The sequence below is a fragment of the Actinokineospora sp. NPDC004072 genome, assembly GCF_053604195.1.
In genome coordinates this window covers 1-25,293 of sequence record NZ_JBSGHB010000006.1, presented here as the reverse complement: position 1 = coordinate 25,293, position 25,293 = coordinate 1, and the positions used below count along the sequence as shown (strand labels likewise).

The window sequence follows — 25,293 nt, the reverse complement described above, 5'->3', positions numbered from 1 at the left end:
CGAATACCGTTCCGGGTCGTCCTGCCTTACGCTGCGTCCATGACCGACGTACGCGCGGAATCGGGCACCCGCGCCCGCACCCGGCGCGCGATCCTGGACGCCGCCGTGGACGTGCTCACCGCCGACCCGGCCGCGTCCCTGGGCGACATCGCCACCGCGGCGGGCGTCGGCCGCACCACCGTCCACCGCTACTTCCCCGAACGGGCCGACCTCCTCACCGCCCTGAGCAAGTCGGCGTGGGACCAGGTCGCCGAGGCCACCGAACGCGCCCGCCCCCACGAGGGCCCGGCCGCCGACGCCCTCGACCGCCTCTGCCAGGAGTACTTCGACCTCGGCCGCGTCCTCACCCTGGTCTTCAACGACCCCCAGCAGTACGCCGCCGCCGACTGGGACACCTGCAGCCCCGCCGACAAGTCCCTGCTGGATTTGGTCGAACGCGGCCACGAGGACGGCACGATCGACCCCCGCCTGTCCCCGCTGTGGGTGCAGAACATGCTCTGGTCGATGCTCTACTCGGCCTGGCAGTACGCCCAGGAGCACCAGGTCTCCCGCCACCAGGCCCTGGACATGTGCCTCTACAGCCTGCGCAAGACCCTACGTCCCTGACCGCTACCTGCCGCCCAGCCAACTCGTCAGCGACAGCGCCCACTGGTCGGCCGGGCTGACGCAGCCGGGACCGGACCCGGCCACGCACTCGCCGCCGTTCCACGCCACGAACGCCAGAACGACCAGCGCACCGAGCATCCAGCGCTTGACCTGGTGGGCCGCCCCCAGCATCGGCAGGATGGTCCGGACGGTCTTCTGGGTGCCGTCGACGACCGTCATCACCACCGCTCCGTAGGCGTACACGACCTCGGGCGGGATCCTGCCCAGCCGCCGCCACAGCCAGGCCGCGCCGAGGTCGGGCAGCAGCAGCACCGCGCGGACCCCTTCGAGCACCGCGGTCAGCGGACCGGCCAGCAGCGCCTCCGCCTTCGGCAGGAGGTGCGCGACCAGCAGCCGCAACCCGACGTAGAGCAGCACCGCGACCAGGGCGCCGACCGCGACGCCGCGCAGCCAGAACGGCATCCCCAGCCCGCGGGCGGCGGTGTCGGCCAGGTGCGCCAGGTCGCCGAGGACCGGCAGCCCGTCGACCGGGGTGGGGACGTCAATAGTCGTTGGGGTCATCGTCGTCCTCCCGGTCCGGCCGGGTCGCCGCCACCTCGGCGGGGGCGGGCGCGCCGCCCGCGGCCGGGAGCGCGCCGAAGCCGGTGCCGCCGTCGCCGCGGATGCGGTCGACGAGGTGCTTGCTCGCGCCCGCCATCAGCGCTGCGACGTCCTTGCGGTCGGCCAGGTTGGCTTCCAGGATCCGTTCGAGCATGCTCGACGCCTCCTGGAACTCCATCTGCCGCTGCTTCATCAGCAGGTTGATCACGTCGTTGACGTCCTCGCCGTGGCCGTCGAGCCGCATGGCCAGCACGTTGAGGGTGTCGCTGCGCAGCGCTTCGGCGTAGAACTTGATCCGCTCCTGCTGGAGCTGCATCTGGTGGCTCTGCTGCAGCCGCTCCCGCTCCCGCTCGAACTCGGCGGCCTGCAAGGCGAGCTCGTGCTTGATCGCGTTGCTCAGCTTGGACCGCTGCGCGGCCTCGTCCTCGCGGTCGGCGAGGGTGCGGGCCGCGATGTGGGCCCGGGTCTCCTCGTCCAGTTGCAGTACCACGGTTTCGATGCGCAGCGCCAGCGCCGGGGAGAGGTGGACCGACCGGTTGGCGTAGTCGCCGTTGATCCGGCGCTCGGCCGCGGCGTTCTGCTCCACGTCGAACCCCCGGGTGATCTCCCTGAGGTGCTTCTCCAGGTACGCCTTGATGTCGTGCTGGGGGTCGCTGAGCCGGGACCGCACGGCGTGGACGGGGTCGACGACCTGCCACACGACCCGGACGCTCGCGGTGAAGTGGAACGCCTCCTGCCGCGAGGGCAGATCGATGTCGAAGGTGGCCGGGTGCGGCGCGACGTCCACCTCGTGGAGCTCGCGCGGCGGGGTCAGCCAGATCTCGGCGGCGGTCAGCCTGCCGACGCCGAGGCGGTAGTCGCCGCGCTTGGTCACGTAGACCACGGCGCAGTGCCCCGAGCTGACCGGGTTCGTGGCGCGCAGGCTCGCCCGGTCGACGGCGATCGAGCGCACGACCTCGACCGCGGGCGCCTCCGCCAGGACGGCGGTGCCGCGGCTGGCAGGCGCCGCCGCGCTGTCCGGCGGCGGCGCCTCGGCAGGCGGTGGTGGGGTGGTGGCGGGCGGCTCGTCGGCGGCCTGCGGCTCGGGGGCGGCGTCCTCGGGCGCCTTCGGGTCCTCCATGGATCACCGCTCCTTCCGGTCGAGGTGGCTGAGGATCTCGGCGGCGGGCTCGGCCCGCGCCGGGTGGCGCGCCGCCCACTCGCCGATGTAGTGCTCGATCGTGGCCGTCTCGCCCATCTCGGCGGCGACCGCGCCGAGCAGGGAGCCGACCGGGGCGCGCAGGGTGGGGTCGCGGTAGGCGAGCCGGACCCAGCGCATGACCTCGGCGTAGCCGCTGTGCAGGAAGGCCGCGGCTTGCAGCACCTTGCCCAGCAGCACGACGATCTGGGGGCGGTGCTCGGGCTGGTGCTCGGCCAGCCACAGCAGCGCGGGCCACGGCTCGCCGCTCTCGGCGACCACCACCTTGAACCGGTACGAGAGCAGCAGCACCGCGATCATCGCCGTCCAGCGGCGCTGCGGTTCCCGCGCGTCGTGGATCCAGTTGACCAACGCGCGCAGCACCGGATCCTGCGCGGCCGGGTCGAGCATCAGCGCCGACACGCTCTCACCGATGATCAGGCCCAGCTCCGGGGTCGCGTTCCTCGTTGCGACCTTCAGCAGGGACAGGACGCGGGCGGTGCTCAGCGCCGTGGTGGTCCCCAGGGCCCGGGCCGCGGCAGCGCGCAGCTCCGGGTCCTCGTGATGGCGAACCCACCGGCTGAGCAGGCCGACCACGATGCGCTCGTAGGTCGGGTGCTCGCCCGCCATGCGCAGCGCGGCCGCGGCCGCCCAGCAGTCCGCGAAGTCGCCGGAGCAGGCCCAGGGGTGGATGAGGCGCTCGAAGACGCCGATGAAGTCGGTCCTGGCGAACATGCCCGCGGCCAGGCCCGCCCGGCTCCGCACGACCTGGCCGGTCATCGCGCCGAGGTCCCGGATCCAGTCGAGGACGACCGGGTAGACCTCGCCGTACCGCTCGACCTGCGCGAGCACCCGGGTGGCGTAGCTGTCGTCGCGGAAGCGCGCCCGCTGCTCGGGCACCTCCGCGCCGCGGTACTCCACGATCTCGGTGACCACCTCGGCCCTGGCCGCGTCGAGCCGGGCGTGCAGCGGGACGTCGAACAGCGACCGCGTGCGCGCTTCCGGGTCCGGCACCTCGAGCAGCCTGATCCGCTCGGCCAGCGCGGTCGCCGCCTCGGAGACCAGCTGCACGGCCTCGTTGTTGAACACCGCCAGCGCGATCACGAACGCCCGCTGGTCGGTGGTGCCCTGCTGGTCGAACCACTCGGCGAAGCTGGTGTCGGAGGTGCGCTCCCGGACCCGGCGCACGGCGTCGGCGTCGATGCGGTCCCGCGCCAGCTCGATGAGCAGGCCGCTCAGCTCGGCGACCTCCCGGCAGGGGGTGTCCGGGGCGAGGTCGGCGATGATCTGCCGCACCGGCGGCCGGTCGAGCACGGCCGCGGCCTCGGCGGCGTCGCCGAGGGTGTGCTCCAGGTGCTTGGCCAGCAGCGCGGTGGGCTCGACCGGGCCGAGGTCGGCGACGACGAGGTGGCCGATCTCTGCGGCGGGCAGCCGGGTCGCGCGGTCGACGACGACCACCAGCATGCCGCCCCGCTCCTGCAGCAACCGGCCGAGCCGGTCGGCGTGGAACCCGCGCAGGGCGGCCGCCTGGCCCGGGTCCAGGGACTCCAGCAGGAAGCCCGGGCCGCCGCGCAGGTCGGCCGCGGTCAGCCCCTTGAGCTGGACGTCCGGGTCGAGCTTGTGCACCCCGGCGCGGCAGGTCTGGTCGAGCAGCCGCAGGGCCGTGGTCGTGCGGCCCGTCCCGGGCGGGGCGTGGATGATCAGGACGTGGTGGGACTCCAGCACGCGCTGGAGCGCGGGGAACGCGGGCGGGGCCACGAAGGAGTCGCGGATCCGCGCCAGGGTGGCGGCGGGCACCGGGCCGCTGCGCACCGGGGCGGCGGGGGCGGCCTGCCCGATCCGGTCGCCGATGGTGTCCACCGAGGTGGCGCCGAAGAAGAAGTTGGATGTGCCGCCCGCCTGCCTGCCGAGCAGCGAGCGCATCCCGGACTCGATCGAGGCGGAGAACCGCTTCCAGTCCTCGCTGCTGCTGGCGCTGGTGGCGTTCTCCTGGGCGGCGCGGGACTGCGACTCGGCGCTGCCCTCGTCGGCGGGCTCCCGGGCCGCCTCGTCGGGGGGCTTGGCCTCCTCGGCCGGGGCGTCGGCGGGCGCCTCGTCGTCAGCCACCCGAGCCCCCGTAGTTGATGACGTCGCCGATCTGGTGCACCGCGGCAGGCCCGAAGAACACGGTGGTCCGGCTCGCCGCGGCGCTCGGCGGCGGCGCGGCCCCGCCGGGCTTCGGGTGGCCGGGCAGCCGGACGTGCACGACGCTGCCGTCGGCCAAGGCCACCGCCTGGTACGCCGCCGGGTTGGCCCCACCGCGCCCGCGCGCCACCACGCGGTCGAAGACCTGCTTGGTCACGACCACCGCGGAGTCGGCGCCCGGGGTGCGGGCCACCAGGTCGGTCACCGCGGCCGAGGTGGCGGCATCGACTGCCGCGTCGACGTCCGGGCCGCTCCAGCCGCCTGCGGGGAGTTCGCCGCGGTGCACCGCCACCCGCAGGGACGAGCCGTCGGTGAGCCGCGGGGCGCCCACCGCGATGAGCGCGGGCACGAGCGCGGCGAGGACCTCGGCGTCGGACACCTGGGCGGTGGGGATGGCCAGCGCGGACCACTGCGCCCACCGGCCCCGCAGCTGCGGGGCCAGGGTCATGCGGCAGCGGGCGAGCGCGTCGTCGGCGATCTTGTCGAGGTCCACCGCGGTGGTGTCGACGGAGAGGGCCACGATCGTCATCGGGCCGGTCGGGGCGATCGGCGTCCGGCCGAGCTTGGCCAGCAGCAGCCGCGCCAGCTCGGGCGGCCCGGTGGTGCGGGCGTCGACGTGCCCGGTCGTCTCGACCACGCCGGGGATGGGGGTGTCGTCGAAGCGCACCGGGAGCAGGTAGCCGTCCCCGTCGCGGAACACCCGCGCCAGGATCGCCCGGCGCTCCAGGTCGGTCCACCGCCTGCGGGCGTAGGCGGCCGAGGCGAAGAGCACGCAGTAGCGGGCCGCGTCGGCGTAGACCGAGGTGAGGTGCGCGGCGAGGTCCCTGCCCCACAGGTCGGCGCGCTCGTCGTCGTCGTAGAACACCCGCACCCCGTGGGCGCGCAGGACCTTGGCCACCTCGTCGACGTAGGGGCGCTGGTCCCCGGCGAAGGACAGGCAGACGTCGTAGGCCGCTTCGACCATCCGGATCCTCTTCCAGCCAGGCAGTGCTGAAGGTAGAGGAATTACCAGAGGCCCGACGGCCCCGAAATGGCGTGACCTGGAACTGTCCGGTGATTGTCCGGTGCCGGGGTCAGGTTCGGGTCGGGATGTCTGCCAGGAGCTTCTCGGCTGCGGCGATGGCCTGGTCCTGGTGGGGTTGCAGGTCCTGGCCGGTCATGTGGTCGAAGTTGGGGGAGAAGGGGTCGGGCAGGGGGTCGGTGATGCCTGCGAGGGCCTCGATGACGGCGTGGGCGCAGAACGGGACGTAGACCGGGTCGTAGCCGCCTTCGTGGGCGAAGACGATCCGGCCTGCGCAGAGGCGGTTCGCGGCGTCGATGAGGGAGTCGGCGATCGCGCGGAAGCCTGCGGCGGTGACCATCATGCGGGCGAGCGGGTCGGTCGCGCCCGCGTCGTAGCCCGCGGCGACGACGATCAGGTCGGGGGCGAAGCGCTCCAGGGCGGGGATGACGACGCGGGACAGGGCTGCGGTGTAGCCGCCGTTGCCGGTGCCGGGGGGCAGGGGCAGGTTGAGGGCGCTGCCGAAGCCCGGGCCGTCGCCGCGCTCGGTCAGGTCGCCGGAGTCCGGCGGGAAGACGCGCTCCTGGTGCACCGAGATGGTCAGCACCTCCGGGTCGGCGGCGAAGATGGCCTGGGTGCCGTTGCCGTGGTGCACATCGATGTCGACCACGGCCACCCGCCGCACGCCGCGCGTGGCCCGCACGGCGGCCACCGCGACGGCGATGTTGGCCAGCAGGCAGAAGCCCATCCCGGTGTCCGGCAGGGCGTGGTGGCCCGGCGGGCGGATGAGCGCGTAGGCGTTGTCCACCTCGCCGTCCACAACGGACTCCGCGGCGACGAGGACGCCGCCTGCGGCCAGCCGGGCGATGTCCAGCCCGCCGGGGCCGAACGGGCTGCCGCCGTCGCCCGCGTCGGCGCCGGTGGCCAGCCGGTGCAGGTGCTCGGGGGTGTGCACGCGCAGGATCTCCGCGTCCGACACCGGGCGCGGGCGCAGCCGGGTCAGCCGGTCCACCAGGCCGCTGGCCACCACCAGCTCGTGCACGCGCCGCTTGGCCTCGGCGTTCTCGAAGTGCCGGTAGGGCTGAAGGCCGCGCCGGGGGTCGGCGGGCAGCAGGCCCGCGTGCGTTCCGGTGTCGTGCCAGCCGTAGAGCTCGTGGTACACGTAACCCGTCGCCATGGGGGGAAGTGTCGGCCGCGCGCCCGCCCCGGTCTTGTCCCCGCGCGTCCCCTCCTTGGCCCACAGCGCACGTTCGCGGACGGTCAACAGCGGTACGCCCCGGGCCAAGACCGGCGCGCGCGGACCCGCCAATACTGCCGCCCCATGACACCCCACCCGCTCGATCCGCTCAGCGCGGCCGAGATCGCCCAGGTCCGCGCCGTGCTCGTGGCCGAGGGGCGGGTCGGCGAGCACACCCGCTTCCCCAGCGTGCTCCCGCTGGAGCCGCCCCGCGGCGCGGCGGCGCCGCGGCGGGCGCTCGCCGTCCTGCTCGACACCGCGACCGGCGCGGCCGCCGAGGCGGTGGTCGACCTCGACGCGGGCGAGGTCGAGACCGTCCGCGACCTCGACCCCGCCCGCGACGGCCAGCCGCCCGTCCTGTTCCAGGAGTACGACCGCTGCGCCGACCTGGTGCGCGCCGACCCCCGCTGGCAGGCGGCCCTGCGCAGGCGCGGCGTCACCGACTTCGACCTGGTGTTCCTCGCCCCGCTGTCCCCGGGCCACTTCAACCACCCGGAGGAGCGCGGCCGCCGCGTCCTGCGCACGCTGACCTTCCTGCGCGACCACGTGGACGACAGCCCGTGGGCGCACCCGGTGGAGGGCCTGCTCGCCCTGGTCGACCTGATCAGCGGCGAGGTGCTGGACGTGCGCGACGAGGGCGACACGCCCATCCCCGCCGAGCACGGCAACTACCGCTCCCACGACCCCTTCCGCCCCATCGCCATCACCCAGCCCGAGGGCGTCAGCTTCACCGTCGACGGGCACGAGGTCACCTGGGGCGAATGGCGGCTGCGCGTGGGGTTCAACGCCCGCGAGGGCCTGACGCTGCACGGCATCGAGTTCGGCGGGGACTCCGTGCTGCACCGCGCCGCGGTCGCCGAGATGGTCGTGCCCTACGGCGACCCGTCGCCCTTCCGGCACTGGATCAGCTACTTCGACGCGGGCGAGTACCTGCTGGGCAAGAACGCCAACCCGCTCAAGCTGGGCTGCGACTGCCTCGGGGTCATCCGCTACTTCGACGCCGTGCTGGCCGACGACCACGGCCGCCCGGTGACCATCCCGCAGGCGATCTGCATGCACGAGGAGGACTACGGCGTCCTCTGGAAGCACACCAACATCCTCACCGGCGCCGCCGACACCCTGCGCTCGCGCAGGCTGGTCATCTCCTTCTTCAGCACCATCGGCAACTACGACTACGGCTTCTTCTGGTACTTCTACCCCGACGGCACGATCGAGCTGGAGGCCAAGGCCACCGGCATCGTCTTCGCCGCGGGCGGCGAGGAGTCGGCCTACGCCGCCCAGATCGCCCCCGGCCTCACCGCGCCGGTGCACCAGCACCTCTTCTGCGCGCGGCTCGACGTCGCGGTCGCCGACGGGGCCAACACCGTCACCGAGGTCGACCTGGTGGGCGTGCCGACGGGCCCGGACAACCCCTACGGCAACGCCTTCACCACCCAGCGCACCGTCCTGGACCGCGAATCCCGGGCCGCGCGCGTCGCCGACCCCGCGCGCGGGCGCACCTGGCTGGTCAGCGGCACCGACACCAACCGGTTGGGCAAGCCGCGCTCCTACCAGCTCGTCCCGCGCCCCGGGCCGACCCTGCTCGCCCAGCCGGATTCCAGCGTCGCCGCGCGGGCCGCCTTCGCCACCAGGCACCTGTGGGTCACCCGCTACGACCCGGCCGAGCGCTACCCGGCGGGCGACTACCCCAACCAGCACCCCGGCGGCGCCGGGCTGCCCGCGTGGACCGCGCAGGACCGGGAGCTGGTGGCGACCGATCTGGTGCTCTGGCACGTGTTCGGCCCGACGCACGTGCCCAGGCCGGAGGACTGGCCGGTCATGCCGGTGGACTACAGCGGCTTCCTGCTGCGCCCGGTCGGCTTCCGCGACCGCAACCCGTCCGCCGATTTCGGTATTTCTACGGACCGCCCCGCCCCCGCGACCGGAGTTGGCTGTCCCAACCACCCCACTCCGGGCCAGTCGCCCGGCAACCCCTGACAGGACGGTGGATACGTGAGTGTTCTGTCCATTGCGGACGTCGACGTCGAGCGGGCCGGGCTGCCCGTCGTGCGCGGCGTCTCGCTGCTGGTGGACCCCGGCTCGGTGACCGTGCTGCTCGGCGCCAACGGCGCCGGGAAGACCACCCTGCTGGACGGGGTGTCGGGGGCCATCCCGATCGCCCGCGGCGAGATCGCCATCGACGGGCAGCGTGTCGACCGGATGCGCGCCTGGCGCCGCGCCCGCGCCGGGCTGGCCCACGTCGAGCAGAACCGCGGCGTCTTCGCCGACCTCACCGCCCGGGAGAACCTGCTGGTCGCCTGCACGGCGGGCCGGTCGCCGGACCAGGTGCTGGACCTGTTCCCCGAACTGCGCAAGCAGCTCGACGCCCCCGCCGGGCTGCTCTCCGGCGGCGAGCAGCAGATGCTCGTCGTCGGCCGGGCCCTGCTGGGCGAGCCCAAGGTGCTGCTGATCGACGAGATGTCGCTGGGCCTGGGCCCGATCGTGGTCGAGCGGCTGGCCGCCGCGCTGCGCGCGCTGGCCGACGGCGGCATGGGGGTGCTGCTGGTCGAGCAGTTCGCCGCCCTGGCCCTGGGCATCGCCGACCGGGCCTACGTCATGGCCCGCGGCGAGATCGTCTTCGCGGGCGACGGCGCCGCGCTGCGCGCCGACGACTCCCTGCTGCGCGCGCTCTACCTGGGCGAGTCGACCACCGGAAGCGGGGTGTGAGCATGCGTCACCCGATCACGATCGCCCTGGCGGCCACCGCGGTCCTCACCGCCCTGGTCGCGGGCTTCGCCTCCAACTACGTGCTGTTCCTGCTGACCAGCGCCGCGGTGTCGACGGTGTTCATGCAGAGCTACGGGCTCATCACCGGCCGGGCCGGGGTCATCGCGCTGTGCCAGCTCAGCTTCGCCGCCATCGGCGCGTGGACGGTCGGCTTCGCCAACGTCGTCGACATCCCCGGCGGGTTCGTGGTGTGGATGCTGCTGGGCGGCCTGGCTGCGGTGGTGGCCGGGGTGCTCGTCGGCCTGCCCGCCCTGCGGCTGCGCGGGGTGAACCTCGCGGTGGCCACCTTCGCCTTCGCCACCGCCCTCGACGTGGTGTTCACCGGCATCGCCTTCCCCGGCCAGGACACCTTCGAGCTGGTCCGCCGCCCCGCTGGCCTGACCGACGACAGCGCCTACTTCGCCTTCACCGTCGCCGTCGTCGCGCTGATCTTCGTCGGGCTGTGGTTCCTCGACCGCAGCCGCGTCGGCGGCGCGCTCGCCGAGATCCGCCACTCCGAGCGCGCCGCCGCCGCCCACGGCATCAGCGTCGTGCGCGGCAAGCTGACCGCCTTCGCGCTCAGCGCGTTCGTCGCGGGCGTCGGCGGCGGGCTGATGGCCGGGCAGCTCGGCATCGTCGCCGCGGGCAACTTCGCCGCGTTCGCCTCGGTGTCGATGTTCGCCATCGCGCTGTTCGTCGGCACGAACAACATCGAGGGCGCGATCGCGGGCGGCCTGCTCGGCGCGGTGTTCCCGGTGCTCATCGACGCCGTGGGCATCCCGCAGGACCTCGCCGCGCTGTTCTTCGGCGTGGCCGCCATCCAGGTGCTGCGCCTGGGCGGCAGCCAGACCGACCTGCTGCGCGCCCAGCGCAGGCAGAAGCGGGCCGCCAAGCACCCGCCCGCCGCGCCGACCGCGCCCCCGCCGCCGCTGGTGCCCATGCGGCTGCGGGCCAGCAACGGCAGCGACCCGGCCCTGGAGGTGCGCGGCCTGCGGGTGCGCTTCGGCGCCCTCACCGCCGTCGACGGGGTGGACCTGATCGTCCCCAAGGGCAGCGTGGTCGGCCTGGTCGGCCCCAACGGCGCGGGCAAGTCCACCTTCATCAACACCGTCACCGGCTTCACCGGCCAGTACGAGGGCACTGTTCTGCTCGGCGGCAAGCCGGTCGACGCCCTGCCCGCCCACCGCAGGGCCCGCGCCGGGCTGCGCCGCAGCTTCCAGCAGCTGCGCGTGCCGACCACTGTCACCGTGGGCATGTTCCTGCAGGTCGCGGCGGGCAAGCCGCTGACGGCCACGGAGATCGACGAGCAGCTGGCCCTCTTCGGCTGCCCGGCCGCCGACGTCCCGGTCGACACCGTGGACGTGGCCACCCGCAGGCTGCTGGAGGTCGCGGGCCTGGCCGCGGGCAGGCCGCCGGTGCTGCTGCTCGACGAGCCCGCCGCGGGCCACTCCGCAGGCGAGACCCGGCTGCTGCAGCAGCGCCTCGCCGAGATCCCCGAGCGCTTCGGCAGCGCCGTGCTGCTGGTCGAGCACGACATCGAGCTGGTCCGCTCCACCTGCGACACCGTGGTCGTCCTCGACTTCGGCCGGGTCATCGCCGCTGGCCCGCCCGAGCAGGTGCTCGCCGACCCCGCCGTCATCTCCGCCTACCTCGGTACCGCCCCCACCACAGCCAAGGAGACCTCATGAGAGCGCACATCGCGACCGCGCTGTCGGCCGCGCTCGCCGCCACCGCGCTGGCGGGCTGCTCGACCTCCGACGACACCATCAAGATCGGCGCGATCGCCGGGCTGACCGGCAACTTCATCACCGCTGAGGTCGTCAAGACCGCCCAGCGGGTGTTCGACGACGCCAACGAGGCGGGCGGCATCAACGGCAAGAAGATCGAGTTCATCGTCAAGGACGACGCGGGCAACCCGCAGCGCACCGCCCAGGTCGCCCGCGAGCTCGACAGCGAGGGCGTGGTGGCGATGGCCGGGTCGGCCAGCTTCACCGACTGCGACGTCAACGACGCCTTCTACCGCCAGTCCGAGCTCAGCTCGATCATGGCCGTCGCGGCCAGCCCCAAGTGCTTCCAGAGCCCCAACATCGCCCCCGTCAACGTTGGCCCCTTCACCCTGATGACGGCGGTGCTGCTCTACGCATCCGAGGAGCTCGACGCCAAGGCGGTCTGCAACTTCACCGTCGTGCTGCCCGGCAGCGAGGACGCCGTCAAGCAGGCGCTCGGCGACTGGGAGCGGCTCAGCGGCCAGAAGCTCGTGGTCAACGACATGACCGTGCAGCAGAGCGGCGACCTGACCCCGTACCTGCTCAAGGCCAAGCAGGCGGGCTGCGACGCCATCCTGTTCAACCCGGCCGAGCAGCTGGTCGTGCCGTGGCTGCAGGCCGCCAAGACCCAGGGCATGTCCGATGTGGAGTTCCTGCTGCTGGCCCCGGCCTACACCGACAGCGTGGCCACCGCCGTGGGCGGGCTCGGCCTGAAGGTGCACGCGGGCAGCGAGTTCGAGCCCTACACCGTGGAGAGCCCGGCCAACTCCGCCTGGCGCGACACCGTGACCCGCGCGCAGCAGCCCGCCACCGCGTTCTCCCAGGGCGGCTACCTGTCGGCGAAGTTCCTCGTCGACGTGCTCAAGACCATCGACGGCGAGATCACCCGCGATTCGGTCAACAACGCGCTGCGCACCATGACCCCGATCGAGCACCCGATGCTCGGCACGCCGTTCGCCTTCGGCCCCGGCGACCGCCACGCGCCCAACCAGGCGTCGAAGATGGTCCGCCTGGAGGGCACGAAGTGGGTCGTGGCCAGCGACGAGTTCATCTCCGTCCCGACGGGAGGCTGAGGTGCTGGTCTCCGCGGCCATCGCCGGGCTGGCCACCGGCGGGGCCTACGCCCTGATGGGCCTGTCCACCCTGCTGACCTACCGGCTCGTCGCGGTGGTGAACTTCGCCCAGGCCGCCGTGGGCGCGTTCGGCGCCTTCGCCATGGTCGTGCTCTACGAGGCCGGGCTGCCGCTGCCGCTGGCCGTGCCCGCGGGCCTGGCCGTCGCCGCCCTGCTGCACATGGGCCTGGGCGTGGTCATGGTGCGCTGGTTCGCCGAGGCGGGCGAGGGGGTGAAGGCGGCCGTCACCATCGCCGTCTACACCGGACTCGTCGCGCTGGGCCTGCGCCTCTTCGGCGCCCAGCACCCGCGTCGCTTCCCGAGCCCGTTCGACGCACCCGCGCTCACCGTCGGCGGCGTGGTCGTCACCTGGACGGCCGTGCTGACGATGGTGCTGGCCGTGCTGTTCGCCGTCGGCCCCGCGCTGCTGCTGCGGCACACCCGCCTGGGCCTGCTGCTGCGGGCGATGGCCGAGCGGCCCACGACCGCCGAGCTGATCGGCGTGCGCGTGCCGCGGCTGTCGATGGTGGTGTGGGGCTCGGCCGGCGCGGCCAGCGCCCTGGCCATCATGATCGTGGCCCCGCAGCTGGCCAGCGACTTCAGCTCCCAGACCCTGCTCATCACCCCCGCGCTGGCCGCCGCCCTCATCGGCGGGTTCAGCAGCTTCGCGTGGACCTTCGTCGGCGGTGTCGGCCTCGGCGTGCTCCAAGGCCTGGCCAGCACCGTCACCCAGCTCCAGCAGTACCGCGGCGTCCTGCCGTTCCTGGTGATCCTCGTCGTCCTGGTCTGGACGCGGCGCCGGGACCGCTGGGACGAACCCGCCTGAGAAAGGACAACCGGAATATGTGTCACGGTGACCAGTCGCGCCCGCCCGCCCTCCCCGGCACGGCGGGGGCGGTGGCCGAGGCCGGCGAGCTGCGGATCACCGCGGCCGACGGCGCGAGCTTCCTCGCCTACCGGGCGCTGCCCGAGCAGCCGTCCGGCGCGGGGGTGGTGCTGCTGCCGGACGTGCGCGGCCTGCACGAGTTCTACCGCGACCTCGCGCGGCGCTTCGCCGAGGCGGGGGTGACCGCGATCGGGCTGGACTACTACGGCCGCGTCGCCGCCGACGACGACCGCGGGCCCGACTTCGACGGGTTCGGCCACGTCGCCAAGTTGCGGCCGGAGCACACCCGCATGGACATCGCCGCGGCGCTGGACCGGCTGGCCGACGAGGGCGTGAGCGCCCTGTTCACCGTCGGGTTCTGCCTGGGCGGGGCCATGTCGTGGGCCCAGTCGGCCATCGACCCGCGGCTGGCGGGCGTGATCGGCTTCTACGGCAAGCCCGCCGAGTGCGCCGACCTCATCCCGCAGATGCGGGCGCCGCTGCTGGTCATCGCCGCGGGCGCGGACCCGCTCACCTCCGAGGAGGAGGCGCGCGACTTCGACCGCAGGCTGACCGAGGCGGCCGTGCCGCACGAGTTCCACCTCTACCCCGGGGCCCCGCACTCCTTCTTCGACGGCGCGCTGCCCGACCAGGCGGCCAACGCCGCCGACGCCTGGGCGCGGGTCCGCTCGTTCATCGAGGAGCAGGCATGCGTCCCAAGGTGACCCGCGCGGCGCTGCTGCGCGAGTTCGGCGCCCCGCTGGAGCTGGCCGAGGTGCCGCTGCCCGACGAACTGCCGCCCGGCGCGGCGATCGTGCGGGTGCTCACGACCACGCTGTGCGGCACCGACGCGCACCTGTGGCAGGGCGCGATGCCGTTCGTGTCGCTGCCGATCGTGCTCGGCCACGAGATGGTCGGCGAGGTCGTCGCGCTCGGCGCCTACGCCGGGCAGGACGCCCTCGGCGCGCCGGTCGAGATCGGCAGCCGGGTGGTGTGGTCGGAGTCGGTGTGCGGGCACTGCCACGGCTGCGCGGTGCTGCGCGAGCCGGTGCTGTGCGCCAACCGCGGCTACGGCTTCACCCAGCGCGCCGACCGGTGGCCGTTCGTCATCGGCGGGCTGTCGGAGTACGCCTACCTGCCGCCCGGCGCGCACCGGCTGGTCGTCGGCGACGACGTGCCCGACACCTGGGCGGCCTCGGCGGGCTGCGCGGTCAAGACCGTCGTGCGGGCCTTCGCCAACGCCGGGGGCGTCGAGCCGGGCTCGACCGTCGTCGTGCAGGGCTCCGGCCCGCTCGGGCTGGTGGCGACCGCACTGGCCAGGGCCAGCGGCGCGGGCCAGGTGATCACCCTCGGCGGGCCGAGCACGCGGCTGCGGATGGCCACCGCGTTCGGCGCCGACACCATCATCGACGTCACCGCCGTCACCGACCCCGACGAGCGCGTGGCGATGGTCGAGGAGCTGACCGGGGCGCGCGGCGCCGACCTGGTGGTCGACGTGGCGGGCGCGCGGACGGCCAACCGCGAGGGCGTGCTGATGTGCGCCCAGCGCGGCACCCACGTCGTCGTCGGCCTCGCCGGGCCGAACGCGGCCGCGGTGCCGATGGACGTGGTGATGAGCCGCGAGCTGCGCGTCGTCGGCTCGCTCAACGGCGACGTCGGCGACCTCGTCCGCGCGCTGCGCTTCCTCACCGCCTTCGCCGACCGCTTCGCCTGGGACGCGCTGTTCAGCGACCCCGTCGGCCTCGCCGAGGCCGATTCCGCGATCAAGGACATGGCCACGATGGCCGCCGTCAAGGCCGTCGTCGACCCCCGAATGGAGACCCCATGACCGACCCGACGCCGCTGGTGGCCGCCGCCACCGGGTTCATGGCGGCCAAGCAGCTCTTCGCCGCGTCCGAGCTGGGCGTCTTCACCGCGCTGCCGGGCACGGCGGCCGAGGTCGCCGAGCGCACCGGCCTGCCGGAGCGCTCCGCCCGCATCCTCGCCGACGCGATGGTCGGCCTGGGCTTGGTCGAGTTCGCCGACGGGCGCTACGCCAACACCGAGGTCACCGCCGCCTACCTGGCCGGTGGCGACGGGCTGGACCTGCGGCCGTGGCTGGCGTTCTGGGACTCGCTGAGCTACCCGCACTGGCAGCACTACACGGAGTCGATGCGCACGGCCAAGCCCGGCCCGTTCAACCTCGACGAGTCCACGCTGGGCCGGTTCATGGCGGGCGTGCAGACCTACAACTCGCTGCACGCGAAGATGCTCGCCGAGAACTACGACTTCAGCGCCCACCGCGCCGTGCTCGACCTGGGCGGGCTGTCCACGGCGTTCCTCGCCGAAGCCGCGGCGCGGGCCCCGCAGCTGCGCGGGTCGTTCGTCAGCACCGCGGAGTTCCTGTCGATGGTGTCCGGCTCGGTGCCCGCCGCGGTGGCCGACCGGATCTCCTTCCACGAGGCCGACCCGCTGACCGACGAGATCCCCGGCCACTACGACGCGGTGCTGCTGGAGCACGTCATCCACCGCTTCGACGCCGAGCAGAACAAGACCTTCTTCCGCGCCGCCCGCAAGGTCGTGGACCCGGGCGCGACGCTGCTCGTGCTGGACTTCCTGCTCGACGCCGCCGACGGCCGCAGGCTCGACCCGGTGCTGGCCGGGGAGTACCTGGTCATCGACGGCACCGTCGTCTACCCCGAGGCCGAGGTCGCCGGGTGGCTGGCCGGGACCGGGTGGCGGCTGCTGGAGGTCCGGCCGCTGCCGGGCAGCCCGCGGGTCGTCGTCGCCGAGGCGGTGTGATGGGGTTCGACGGCAGGATCGCGCTGGTCACCGGGGGCGCGGGCGGCATCGGCGGGGCGATCGCCACCGCCCTGGCCGGGCTCGGCGCCAAGGTCGCCGTGGCCGATGTGGACGCCGAGGGCGCCGTCCGGGTGGCCTCGGGCATCGGCGGGCTCGCCGTGCGGATGGACGTGCGCGACGAGGAATCGGTGCGGGCCGGCTTCGCCCGCACCAGCGCCGAGCTGGGCCCGATCGATGTCGTGGTGCACACCGCGGGCGTCGTCGGCGGCGGCGCGCCGCTGCTGGCCCTGCCGGTCGAGGCGCTGGACACCGTGCTGGCGGTCAACGTGCGCGGCACCTTCCTGGTCACCCGGCACGCCGCGGAGGCGATGGCCGGGCGCGGCGGGTCGATCGTGCACATCAGCTCCGCGGGCGCGGTGCAGCCCACGGTCGGGCTCGGCCACTACGAGGCGAGCAAGGCCGCGGTCAACGCGCTGACCCGCTCGGCGGCGCTGGAGTTCGCCGCGGCCGGGGTGCGGGTCAACGCCGTCGCGCCCGGCCCGGTGGAGACGCCGCTGACCGCCGAGGCGATGGCCGCGCCCGAGGCCAGGGAGTTCTGGACCAGGCGCATCCCGCTGGGCCGGGTCGCCACCACGGCCGACCTGGTGCCCGCGGTGCTGCTGCTGGCGTCCCCGGACTCCGCGCACATCACCGGAACCGTGCTGCCGATCGACGGCGGCCAACTGCTGAAGGGCTGAGGCGATGGCTCTCGTGGACCACACCCACGCCCCGGTGGTGGGCTACACCGACCGGCTCTCGGCCGCCCCCGGCGAGCGGATCACCGTCTCGGCCAGCGCGCTGGACCCGGTGGCGCGCGTGCGGGTGGTGCGGGTCGGGCACGACGGGACCGCACCCGTGCACACCGCGCTCGACCTCGGCACACCCGAGGTGGTCGAGCTGCGGCATGAGCGCATCGACCACGGCTCCTACGGGGAGGTGGCCCGCCCGCCGGAGCTGGGGTCGGCGGTCACCTTCGCCGTCTGGGTCTGGCCGACGGCCCGGCCTGCCGAGCGGGCCGGGCTGCTCAGCCAGGGCGACGCCGCGGCCGGGCCGCACGCCGAGCTGGCGCTGGCGGCCGACGGCAGGCCGGTGTTCACCGCCCGCACGGCCGACGGCCTGGCCTCGGTCACCGGTCCGGCGCTGCACCTGCGGCGCTGGTACCGGCTGGTCGGCAGCTGCGGGCCCGACGGGCTGCGGCTGGAGGTGCGCCCGCGCGACCGCGTGGCGGGGGAGGAGCCCGCCGCGGTCGCCACCGCGGCCGCCGGGCAGCTCGTGGCGGGCGCCGCCCCGCTGCTGCTGGCCGCGCGGCGGGTCGACGGCGAGCGGGTCGGGCACTTCGACGGCAAGCTCGACAGCCCCACCGTGTTCGACCGGGTGGAGGCCGACCCGCAGCTGGACGCCCGCGGCGGCGCCCGCTCGCACTGGGACCTGTCGGCCGACATCGGCGGCGACCGGATGCTCGACGTCATCGACGGGCGGCACGGCGTGCTGCGCAACCACCCGCTGCGCGGGGTCACCGGGTACGACTGGGACGGCGACGTGTTGGACTTCCGCTTCGCCATGCAGGGCTACGGCGCGGTGCACTTCCACTCCGACGACCTGTCCGACTGCGGGTGGGAGCCGGTGCTCACCGTCGAGCTGCCCGCGGACCTGCCGACCGGCTGCTACGCGGTCGAGCTGGCCACCGACGGCGGCGTGGACCGGCTGCCGTTCTTCGTCCGGCCGCGCAGCAGGCAGGCCGACGTCGCGCTGCTGGTCCCGACGCTGAGCTACCTCGCCTACGCGCTGGACCACCTCTACCAGCCCTTCGCCCCGGAGGACCCGCGCGAGGTCGCCGCGCCCTTCGCCAGGGACAACACCCTGCACAGCCTGTACGACCGGCACGCCGACGGCAGCGGGGTGGCGATCGCGTCGCTGCTGCGGCCGCTGCTGGGGATGCGCGAGGACCACTTCTTCCGCTACACCCGCTCGCCGCACCAGTACAGCGAGGACCTGTTCCTCGTGGGCTGGCTGGAGCGCCAGGGCGTCGCGGTCGACGTCGTCACCGACCACGACCTGCACTCCGTGCCGGGCCTGCTCGACGGCTACCGGGCCGTGCTGACCGGCAGCCACCCCGAGTACTGGACCACGGCGATGCTCGACGCCGCCAACGCCTACCTCGACGGCGGCGGCAACCTCGCCTACCTCGGCGGCAACGGCGCCTACTGGGTGACCGCGATCGCGCCGGGCCGCGAGCACATCGCCGAGCTGCGCCGCGGCTACAGCGGCGTGCGCACCTGGGAGTGCGAGCCGGGGGAGCTGACCATCGCCTGCACCGGCGAGCCCGGCGGGCTGTGGGCCGAGCGCGGGCGCTCCCCGCACCGGCTCTTCGGCATCGGCACCACCGCGGCGGGCATGTCCACCGGCGGGTCGTACACCGACCTGGCCGACCACCCGCTGCTGGCCGGGGTGACCGAGCCGCTGGGCGACTACGGCGCGGTGCTGGGCGGCGCGGCGTCGTTCGAGACCGACGGCATCGACCCGCTGCTGGGCAGCCCGCCCGGGGTCGAGCTGCTGGGCCGGGCGATGCTCGGCGACACCTACATGTCCGGCGACACCGGCCCGGCCATCCCGCACCCGCTCGGCGACCCGGTGGACCGCCGCCGCGCCGACCTGACCATCTACCGCCACCCCGGCGGCGGGGAGGTGTTCGCCACCGGCTCCATCGGCTGGTGCGCCGCCCTGACCCACGACGGGGACGACAACGACGTGTCCCGGATGACCGCCGCCGTGCTGCGCCGGTTCACCGGGTCGAACGGAGCCGACGATGCCACTGCACCCTGAAGCCAAGGCGGTGATCGAGGCCAGCGAGGCCGCGGGCGGGCTGGTCCCGGTGGAGCTGTCCGCCGCGGACATGCGCGCCGCGTTCGCCCAGTCCTGGCAGCCGTCCCCGAACCTCAAGCCGGTCGCGTCCGTGGTCGACCGCACCATCCCCGGCCCGGACGGGGAGATCCCCGTGCGCGTCTACACCCCGCACGGCGACGGCCCGTTCCCCGCCCTGGTGTGGTTCCACGGCGGCGGCTGGGTCATCGGGTCGCTGGACGAGAACGAGGCCACCTGCCGCGTGCTGTGCGACGCGGTGGGCATGGTCGTGGTGTCGGTGGACTACCGGCTGGCCCCCGAGCACCGGTTCCCGGCCGCGGCCGAGGACGCCTACGCGGCGTTGCTGTGGACGGCAGGCGCCGAGGGCGTCGACCCCGCCCGGGTGGCCGTGGCGGGGGAGAGCGCGGGCGGCAACCTCGCCGCCGTGGCGTCGCTGATGGCCAGGGACCGGGGCGGGCCGCGGGTGGCCCTGCAGGTGCTGGCCTCGCCGGTCACCGCGCCGCCGAGCGACCGCCCCTCCTATGTGGACTACGCCGACGGGCACTTCCTCAGCCGCGGCAGCATGGAGTGGTTCTTCGCCCAGTACCCGCGCACCCCAGAAGACCTCGACGACCCGTACCTGTCGCCGCTGGCCGCGCCGGACCTGTCCGGGGTGGCGCCCGCGCTCGTGCTCACCGCCGAGTACGACGTGCTGCGCGACGAGGGCGAGGAGTACGCCCACCGCCTGCTCGACGCGGGCGTCCCGGTGGAGCTGGTCCGCTACCCCGGGCAGATCCACGGGTTCTTCGCCCTGCTGGTCGACCAGCTCTCCATCTCAGCCGACGCCCACGCCCGCGCCGCCGCCGCGCTGCGCCGGGCCTTCGCCTTCACCGAGGAGACCGCATGACCATCCCCAAGCGCCGCATCGGGGCGACGGGCCCGGAGGTGTCCGTCCTCGCGCTGGGGTCGTGGCACATCTACGACCGCGTGCCCTTCCACGACTCGGTCGCCCTGGTCGAGCACGCGCTCGCGGCCGGGATCGACCTGTTCGACGTCGGCTACTACGGCGGGTTCAGCATCGACGGCAAGCCCGTGCCCGAGTCCTACACCGACGTCATCTTCGGCCGGATCATGCAGGCCGCGGGCGTCGACCGCGGCGACTACAAGCTCTCGGCCAAGCTGTGGGTGAACTACTTCCCCGACCAGTCGATGGAGGAGCAGCTCGACCGGCTGCTGTTCCGCGTCGGCGTCGAGCACGCCGACTACGCCATCCTCGGCGACCTGTTCGGCATGGAGCCCGACCTCGACCTGCTGACCGCGCAGCTCGGCGAGCTGGTCGCCAAGGGCAAGCTCGGCGGCTGGGGGGTCAACAACTGGTCGGTCGACCACATCCGGGCCACCCACGCCGCCGCGGCCGCCCAGGGCGTGCCCGGGCCGACGATGGCCCAGCTCAAGTACAGCGTCGTGCGCCGGTCCATCCCGGACGGCGCGCCGTTCCGGTCCCTGGTGGACGACCTGGGGCTGACCATCCAGGCCAGCGACGTGCTGGAGGGCGGCATCCTGGCCGGCGTGGGCGCCCCGCAGCGGCAGATCGGCAAGGACCCCGGCGGCATCCGCGAGCGGATCATCGAGGCCGCGCCGCGCCTGGCCGAGATCGCCGCCCGCTTCGGCGCCACCCCCGCCCAGGCCGCGATCGCCTTCTGCCTGGCCGATCCGGCGACGACGACCGTGCTCTTCGGAGCCAGCCGGATGGCCCAGCTGACGGAGAACATCGCCGCCGTCGAGCTGGCCGCCGAGCACGACCCGGCCATCCGCGAGGCGGTCGCCGAGCTGTGGCTGGACCGGGACGTGGTGGACCCGACCGGTCACTGAGGGTGCCTCGCTTTGGTCTCCCGGGGAACTGCTGTTGTCCGGGAGCGCACGTCAGGCCGGGAGTATTGTCCAGGTCACATCACGCACCGTAGGTTGTGCGCTCTACCCGAGGAGGAGGGGCGCATGGATCCGGCACTGCTGGCCTCCGCCGTGCGCATCGGCACCACCCTGGGCAGCGCGTCGCCGGTGGACTGGCCGTCGGTCTTCGCCGACCTCCGCCGCGCGCTGCCCGAGGTGTGCGCCACCCAGATCACCGGCTGGGACCCGGTCCAGCGGCGCTTCCGCGTCCTGGCCGAGGAGGGCTACAACCGCAGGATCAGCACCGAGCTGGCCTACGAGCTGCCGCGGACGCGGTGGGGCGGGCAGCTGTTCGACTCGCCGCGTCCGCTGCTCATGGACGACATGCCGCACAACTTCCGGGATTCCCCGCACTACCAGGAGCAGCTGCGGCCCGCGGGCCTGGAGGACGGGCTCTCGGCCGCGCTGCGCTCGTCGGCTGGCTCGGTGGTGGGCGTGCTGCACATGAACGCCGCCGTCCGCCACGCCTTCGACGAGTCGACCCGGTTGTTCATCGCCGAGGTCGGCGCGGCCATCGCCCGCCGGGTCAACCCGCTGCACTGCCCGGCCATCGACGCCTGGTTCGGTCCGGAGTGGACGGCCAGCTGGGTGCTGCCCTCGATCGCCGAGATCCCCGGGCGCGACCCGGCGCCGATCGCGGGGGAGCTGCTGGCGGTGGCCGACGCCTTCGCCCGGGTGCGGGCCGACCTGCTGCCGTTCCTGTGGCCCGGCCGCGACGGCTGGCACCGGGCGCGGCTGCTGCGCGTCATCAAGGGCGAGCACACCGGCGTCGTGCTGGTCTGCACGCCCTTCGCCAACACCCTCGGCCTGACCGCCCGCGAGCTGGACGTGGCCACCGGGCTGGTGGCGGGGCTGAGCAACCAGGCCATCGCGGAGATGCTGGTGGTCAGCCGCCGCACGGTGGAGACCTACGTGGAGCGCCTGCTGACCAAGCTCGGCTGCCAGACCCGCGGCGAGACCGCGGGCGTGGCGGCCAGGGCCGGGTTCGTCCGCCCGACCCCGCACCCCGGCATCGGCGACCTCGCCCGGCTGACCAGGGGCAGCGACCCGAGCTGGGGCTAGTAGCCCATCCCGCGCACGACCAGCACCCGCGGCTCGGTCAGGTCCTCCATCGCCGCGGCCACGCCCTCGCGGCCGGTGCCGGAGTCCTTGACGCCGCCGTAGGGCATCTGGTCGGCCCGGTAAGTGGGCACGTCGCCGATGATGACGCCGCCGACCTCCAGCTCGGCCGCCACCTGGTCGACCACCCGCAGGTCGTGGGTGAACACACCCGCCTGCAGGCCGTAGCGGGAGGCGTTGACCTCGGCGATGGCCTCGTCCAGGGAGTCCACCGGGGACACCACGACCACCGGGCCGAAGACCTCCTCGGTGAGCACCGCGCAGCCCTCGGGCACGTCGGCCAGCAGGGTCGGCGCGAGCAGGGCGCCGTCGCGGGCGCCGCCGGTGAGCAGCGTGGCCCCGCGGGTGACCGCGTCGGCGACCCAGGACTGCACCCGGGTGGCCGCCGCGTCGTCGATGAGCGGGCCGACGTGGGTGTCGGGGTCGAGGGCGGCCATGCGGGCGCGCAGCAGCTCGACCAGCTCGGCGTAGACCGCGCGGTGGGCGTAGACGCGCTGGACGGAGACGCAGGACTGGCCCGCCTGGGCGGTGCCCAGCTCCGCGATGCGCCCGGCCGCCCAGTCCAGGTCGGTCCAGTCGGGGCAGACGATCGCCGCGGCGTTGCCGCCGAGTTCCAGCAGCACGTGCTTGGCCGGGTTGGCGTCGCGGATCAGGTGCCCGACCCGGTCGCTGCCGGTGAAGGACACCACCGGCAGGCGCGGGTCGGCGGCCAGCCGGGCGGCCTCGGAGTTGGGCACCGGCAGCACCGACCACGTGCCTGCGGGCAGGTCGGTCTCGGCCAGCAGCGAGCCGAGGAACAGCGCCGACAGCGGGGTCGACGGCGCGGGCTTGACCACGATGGGCGCGCCGACGGCGATCGCGGGCGCGAGCTTGTGCGCGACGAGGTTCACCGGGAAGTTGAACGGCGTGATGCCCAGGACCGGGCCCCGCGGCACCCGCCGCACCAGCGCGACGCGCCCGTCGGAGCCCGGGTCGGTGTCCAGGCGCTGGACGGAGCCGGAGTACCGGCGGGCCTCCTCGGCGCCCCAGCGGAAGGTGGCCGCGGCCCGGGTGATCTCCGCGCGCGCCCACGCCGCGGGCTTGCCCGACTCGGCGGTGATCAGCGCGGCGGCCTCGTCGGCCCGCTCGACCAGGGCGCGGGAGACGTGCGCCAGGGCCTCGGCCCGCACCCGGGCCGGGGTGCGCAGGCGGCGGGCGGCCCACGCCGCGGCCACCGCGTGCTCGACGTGCGCCGCGGTGGCCCACGACGTCGTCCCCGCGGGAGCGCAGGCGCGCGGGCCGCGCACGGTCAGCGGCTCGACCCCGGTGACCGGCGACCCGGCCACCCAGTAGGGGATCACGCCCGCGCCCCGTGGTGCACCCAGATGCCCTTGACCTCGGTGTAGGCGTCGATGGCGTACGGGCCCATCTCGCGGCCGACGCCGCTGGCCCGGAACCCGCCCCAGGGCGCGGCCGCGTCGGGGATGCACGGCATGTTCACGTACACCGCGCCCGCGCGGATGCCCTCGGCCAGCCGGTGCGCCTCCCGCACGTCCTCGCTCCACACCGCGGCGGCCAGGCCGTAGCGCGAGTCGTTCACGCGGTCGAGCAGGGTGTCCTCGTCGTCGTAGGGCAGCACGGCCAGCACCGGGCCGAAGACCTCGTCCCTGGCCAGCGCCATCTCGTCGGTGACGTCGGAGAAGACCGTGGGCTGGTAGAAGCACCCAGGCCCGTCGATGGGCGCGCCCCCGGTCACCACCCGCGCGCCCGCGCCCACCGCGGTCCGCACGTGCGCGTCGACCCGCGCCACGTGCTCCTTGCCGACCAGCGGCCCCAGCTCGGTGTCCGGGGCCATACCCGGCCCCACCCGCAGCCCGGCCACCGCCGCGGACAGCTTCGCGGTGAACTGCTCGGCCCGGGCGGAGTCGACGAAGATCCGCGCGTACGCCGCGCAGACCTGCCCGCTGTTGAGCAGCCCGCCAGCCACCGTCCCGGCGACCGCGGCGTCCAGGTCTGCCGAGCGCGCCACCACCACCGGCGTCTTCCCACCCAGCTCCAGCGTGACCCGCTTGAGCCCCGCCTCCGCGACGATCTCCTCCCCGACCTCGGTGGACCCGGTGAAGGACACCTTGTCGACCCCGGGGTGGCGCACCATCGCCCGCCCGGTCTCCGGCCCACCGGTGACCAGGTTGACCACCCCGCGCGGGACGCCCGCCTCGACGCACAGCTCGACCAGCCGCACGGTGGTCAGCGGCGTCTGCTCAGCGGGCTTGATGACCGCGGTGTTCCCGCACGCGAGCGCCGGGGCCAGCTTCCACGCCATGATCATCAACGGGAAGTTCCACGGCGCGATCAGCGCGCAGACGCCCACGGGGACGCGGCGGGTGTACTGGAGCGTGTCGGGGTAGCCGACGGAGTGCACAGCCCCGTCGAGCTTGCTGCACCACCCCGCGAAGTACCGGAAGTGCTCCGCCGCCCCCGCGACGCTCACCCCCCGCGCAACCCCCAGCGGCTGCCCCTGATCCCGCGTCTCGATCTCCGCCAGCTCATCCCCATGCGCCTCAATCAACTCGGCGATCCGCCAGAGGACCCGCGCCCGCTCCCCAGGCGCCGTCCCCGCCCACCCGGCCAACGCGGCCCGCGCCGCCGCCACGGCGGCATCCACCTCCTTGGGCCCCGCCACCGCGCACTCGGCCAGCACCTCCCCCGTAGCAGGATCACAGGTGGCGAACACACCTTCGCCCCGGCTCCACTCACCGTCGATGAAGAGACTCGTCGTGCGCATGGCTGCAAGTCTCCGGCTCGCCGCTTGTCAGCCCCTTGGTTCCACGTGCATGGGTGTTGACCGTGCGTGCCCAGTTGGGAGACGAACCGCCGTTGAAGCACCCACCACAACCACCAGCAACGCGCCACCCACCCAACAAGGGAACGCGCCACCCACCCAACAAGGGAACGCGCCACCCACCCCAACAAGGAACGCGCCACCCACCTAACAAGGAACGCGCCCACCCACCCAACCGCAACGCGCCCACTTACCCAACCGCAACGCGCCCACCCACCCAACCGCAACGCGCCCCGCCCGAAATGTCCGATGGGGTGGACTCGCATTCGCGGGGAGCGAAACGCCGCTAAACTGGCAAGGGCGTGAACGGGCTTCGCCCGCATCGCCGCTCTTCACGCCCAGCGGCGTTTCGCTTAGAGGGTGTCTCACGTGGGTTGATCTAGGTCTGCGATGATCTTGTTGTGGACAGGTTGTCGCTGCGGTTGGTGCCGGATGAGTTGTGGGCGCTGG

The 25,293-nt window shown here is 74.1% G+C and carries 21 protein-coding genes; 14 read left to right on the top strand and 7 right to left on the bottom strand.

The features are described from left to right. The first annotated feature begins 39 nt into the window (after positions 1-39). Complete coding sequence (locus tag ACWEPX_RS10835; protein WP_451896913.1) at positions 40-606, top strand: TetR/AcrR family transcriptional regulator; 567 nt, start codon at positions 40-42, stop codon at positions 604-606. Between the two features lie 3 nt (positions 607-609). On the opposite strand, the gene ACWEPX_RS10830 is transcribed toward ACWEPX_RS10835, so the two are convergent. The 5 genes from ACWEPX_RS10830 to ACWEPX_RS10810 all read right to left on the bottom strand — a co-directional run bounded on the left by ACWEPX_RS10830 (position 610) and on the right by ACWEPX_RS10810 (position 6,744). Further along, positions 610-1,167 carry a hypothetical protein gene (locus tag ACWEPX_RS10830; protein WP_451896912.1) on the bottom strand — a complete coding sequence of 186 codons (558 nt, stop codon included), beginning with the start codon at positions 1,165-1,167 and terminating at the stop codon, positions 610-612. Continuing rightward, positions 1,148-2,326: a hypothetical protein gene (locus ACWEPX_RS10825; RefSeq protein ID WP_451896911.1), complete on the bottom strand. Its 1,179-nt coding sequence runs from the start codon at positions 2,324-2,326 to the stop codon at positions 1,148-1,150. Before ACWEPX_RS10825 ends, ACWEPX_RS10830 begins: the two co-directional genes overlap by 20 nt. Before the next feature lie 3 nt (positions 2,327-2,329). After that, positions 2,330-4,489: a hypothetical protein gene (locus ACWEPX_RS10820; protein WP_451896910.1), complete on the bottom strand. Its 2,160-nt coding sequence runs from the start codon at positions 4,487-4,489 to the stop codon at positions 2,330-2,332. After that, positions 4,482-5,531, bottom strand: coding sequence for a TIR domain-containing protein (locus ACWEPX_RS10815; RefSeq protein ID WP_451896909.1), 1,050 nt, complete (start codon positions 5,529-5,531; stop codon positions 4,482-4,484). The genes ACWEPX_RS10820 and ACWEPX_RS10815 overlap by 8 nt, the downstream gene beginning before the upstream one ends. Positions 5,532-5,640: 109 nt before the next feature. After that, entirely contained in the window at positions 5,641-6,744 is a 1,104-nt protein-coding gene (locus ACWEPX_RS10810) for a class II histone deacetylase (RefSeq protein ID WP_451896908.1), read from the bottom strand. A gap of 144 nt (positions 6,745-6,888) precedes the next feature. Between ACWEPX_RS10810 and ACWEPX_RS10805 the strand changes: the two genes are divergently transcribed. The 13 genes from ACWEPX_RS10805 (at position 6,889) to ACWEPX_RS10745 (ending at position 21,965) form a co-directional block, all read left to right on the top strand. After that, the gene (locus ACWEPX_RS10805; RefSeq protein WP_451896907.1) at positions 6,889-8,781 is read left to right on the top strand and encodes a primary-amine oxidase; all 1,893 of its coding nucleotides are present in this window, start codon (positions 6,889-6,891) and stop codon (positions 8,779-8,781) included. 15 nt (positions 8,782-8,796) lie between these two features. Continuing rightward, positions 8,797-9,510, top strand: coding sequence for an ABC transporter ATP-binding protein (locus ACWEPX_RS10800; protein ID WP_451896906.1), 714 nt, complete (start codon positions 8,797-8,799; stop codon positions 9,508-9,510). Positions 9,511-9,512: 2 nt separating this feature from the next. Then, a complete protein-coding gene (locus ACWEPX_RS10795) occupies positions 9,513-11,237 on the top strand; it encodes a branched-chain amino acid ABC transporter ATP-binding protein/permease (RefSeq protein ID WP_451896905.1) in 1,725 nt (574 codons plus the stop codon). After that, a complete protein-coding gene (locus ACWEPX_RS10790) occupies positions 11,234-12,388 on the top strand; it encodes an ABC transporter substrate-binding protein (RefSeq protein WP_451896904.1) in 1,155 nt (384 codons plus the stop codon). Before ACWEPX_RS10795 ends, ACWEPX_RS10790 begins: the two co-directional genes overlap by 4 nt. 1 nt (position 12,389) lies before the next feature. Further along, the gene (locus ACWEPX_RS10785) at positions 12,390-13,253 is read left to right on the top strand and encodes a branched-chain amino acid ABC transporter permease (RefSeq protein WP_451896903.1); all 864 of its coding nucleotides are present in this window, start codon (positions 12,390-12,392) and stop codon (positions 13,251-13,253) included. A 17-nt stretch (positions 13,254-13,270) separates the two neighbouring features. After that, positions 13,271-14,017, top strand: a complete 747-nt coding sequence (locus ACWEPX_RS10780) for a dienelactone hydrolase family protein (RefSeq protein WP_451896902.1) — start codon at positions 13,271-13,273, stop codon at positions 14,015-14,017. Beyond that, positions 14,002-15,120, top strand: a complete 1,119-nt coding sequence (locus ACWEPX_RS10775; RefSeq protein ID WP_451896901.1) for a zinc-binding dehydrogenase — start codon at positions 14,002-14,004, stop codon at positions 15,118-15,120. Before ACWEPX_RS10780 ends, ACWEPX_RS10775 begins: the two co-directional genes overlap by 16 nt. Further along, positions 15,117-16,073 (top strand): methyltransferase, encoded by a 957-nt coding sequence (locus ACWEPX_RS10770; protein ID WP_451896900.1) that lies wholly within the window; start codon positions 15,117-15,119, stop codon positions 16,071-16,073. Before ACWEPX_RS10775 ends, ACWEPX_RS10770 begins: the two co-directional genes overlap by 4 nt. Next, positions 16,073-16,810: an SDR family NAD(P)-dependent oxidoreductase gene (locus tag ACWEPX_RS10765; RefSeq protein ID WP_451896899.1), complete on the top strand. Its 738-nt coding sequence runs from the start codon at positions 16,073-16,075 to the stop codon at positions 16,808-16,810. The genes ACWEPX_RS10770 and ACWEPX_RS10765 overlap by 1 nt, the downstream gene beginning before the upstream one ends. A gap of 4 nt (positions 16,811-16,814) precedes the next feature. Then, positions 16,815-18,935: a N,N-dimethylformamidase beta subunit family domain-containing protein gene (locus ACWEPX_RS10760; RefSeq protein WP_451896898.1), complete on the top strand. Its 2,121-nt coding sequence runs from the start codon at positions 16,815-16,817 to the stop codon at positions 18,933-18,935. After that, positions 18,919-19,860 (top strand): alpha/beta hydrolase, encoded by a 942-nt coding sequence (locus tag ACWEPX_RS10755; protein ID WP_451896897.1) that lies wholly within the window; start codon positions 18,919-18,921, stop codon positions 19,858-19,860. Before ACWEPX_RS10760 ends, ACWEPX_RS10755 begins: the two co-directional genes overlap by 17 nt. Next, positions 19,857-20,825 carry an aldo/keto reductase gene (locus ACWEPX_RS10750; protein WP_451896896.1) on the top strand — a complete coding sequence of 323 codons (969 nt, stop codon included), beginning with the start codon at positions 19,857-19,859 and terminating at the stop codon, positions 20,823-20,825. The genes ACWEPX_RS10755 and ACWEPX_RS10750 overlap by 4 nt, the downstream gene beginning before the upstream one ends. Positions 20,826-20,948: 123 nt before the next feature. Further along, positions 20,949-21,965: a response regulator transcription factor gene (locus ACWEPX_RS10745; RefSeq protein WP_451896895.1), complete on the top strand. Its 1,017-nt coding sequence runs from the start codon at positions 20,949-20,951 to the stop codon at positions 21,963-21,965. On the opposite strand, the gene ACWEPX_RS10740 is transcribed toward ACWEPX_RS10745, so the two are convergent. After that, positions 21,962-23,362, bottom strand: coding sequence for an aldehyde dehydrogenase family protein (locus ACWEPX_RS10740; RefSeq protein WP_451896894.1), 1,401 nt, complete (start codon positions 23,360-23,362; stop codon positions 21,962-21,964). The two genes, ACWEPX_RS10745 and ACWEPX_RS10740, sit on opposite strands and share 4 nt — an antisense overlap. Then, complete coding sequence (locus tag ACWEPX_RS10735) at positions 23,359-24,786, bottom strand: aldehyde dehydrogenase family protein (RefSeq protein WP_451896893.1); 1,428 nt, start codon at positions 24,784-24,786, stop codon at positions 23,359-23,361. The genes ACWEPX_RS10740 and ACWEPX_RS10735 overlap by 4 nt, the downstream gene beginning before the upstream one ends. Between the last annotated feature and the right edge of the window lie 507 nt (positions 24,787-25,293).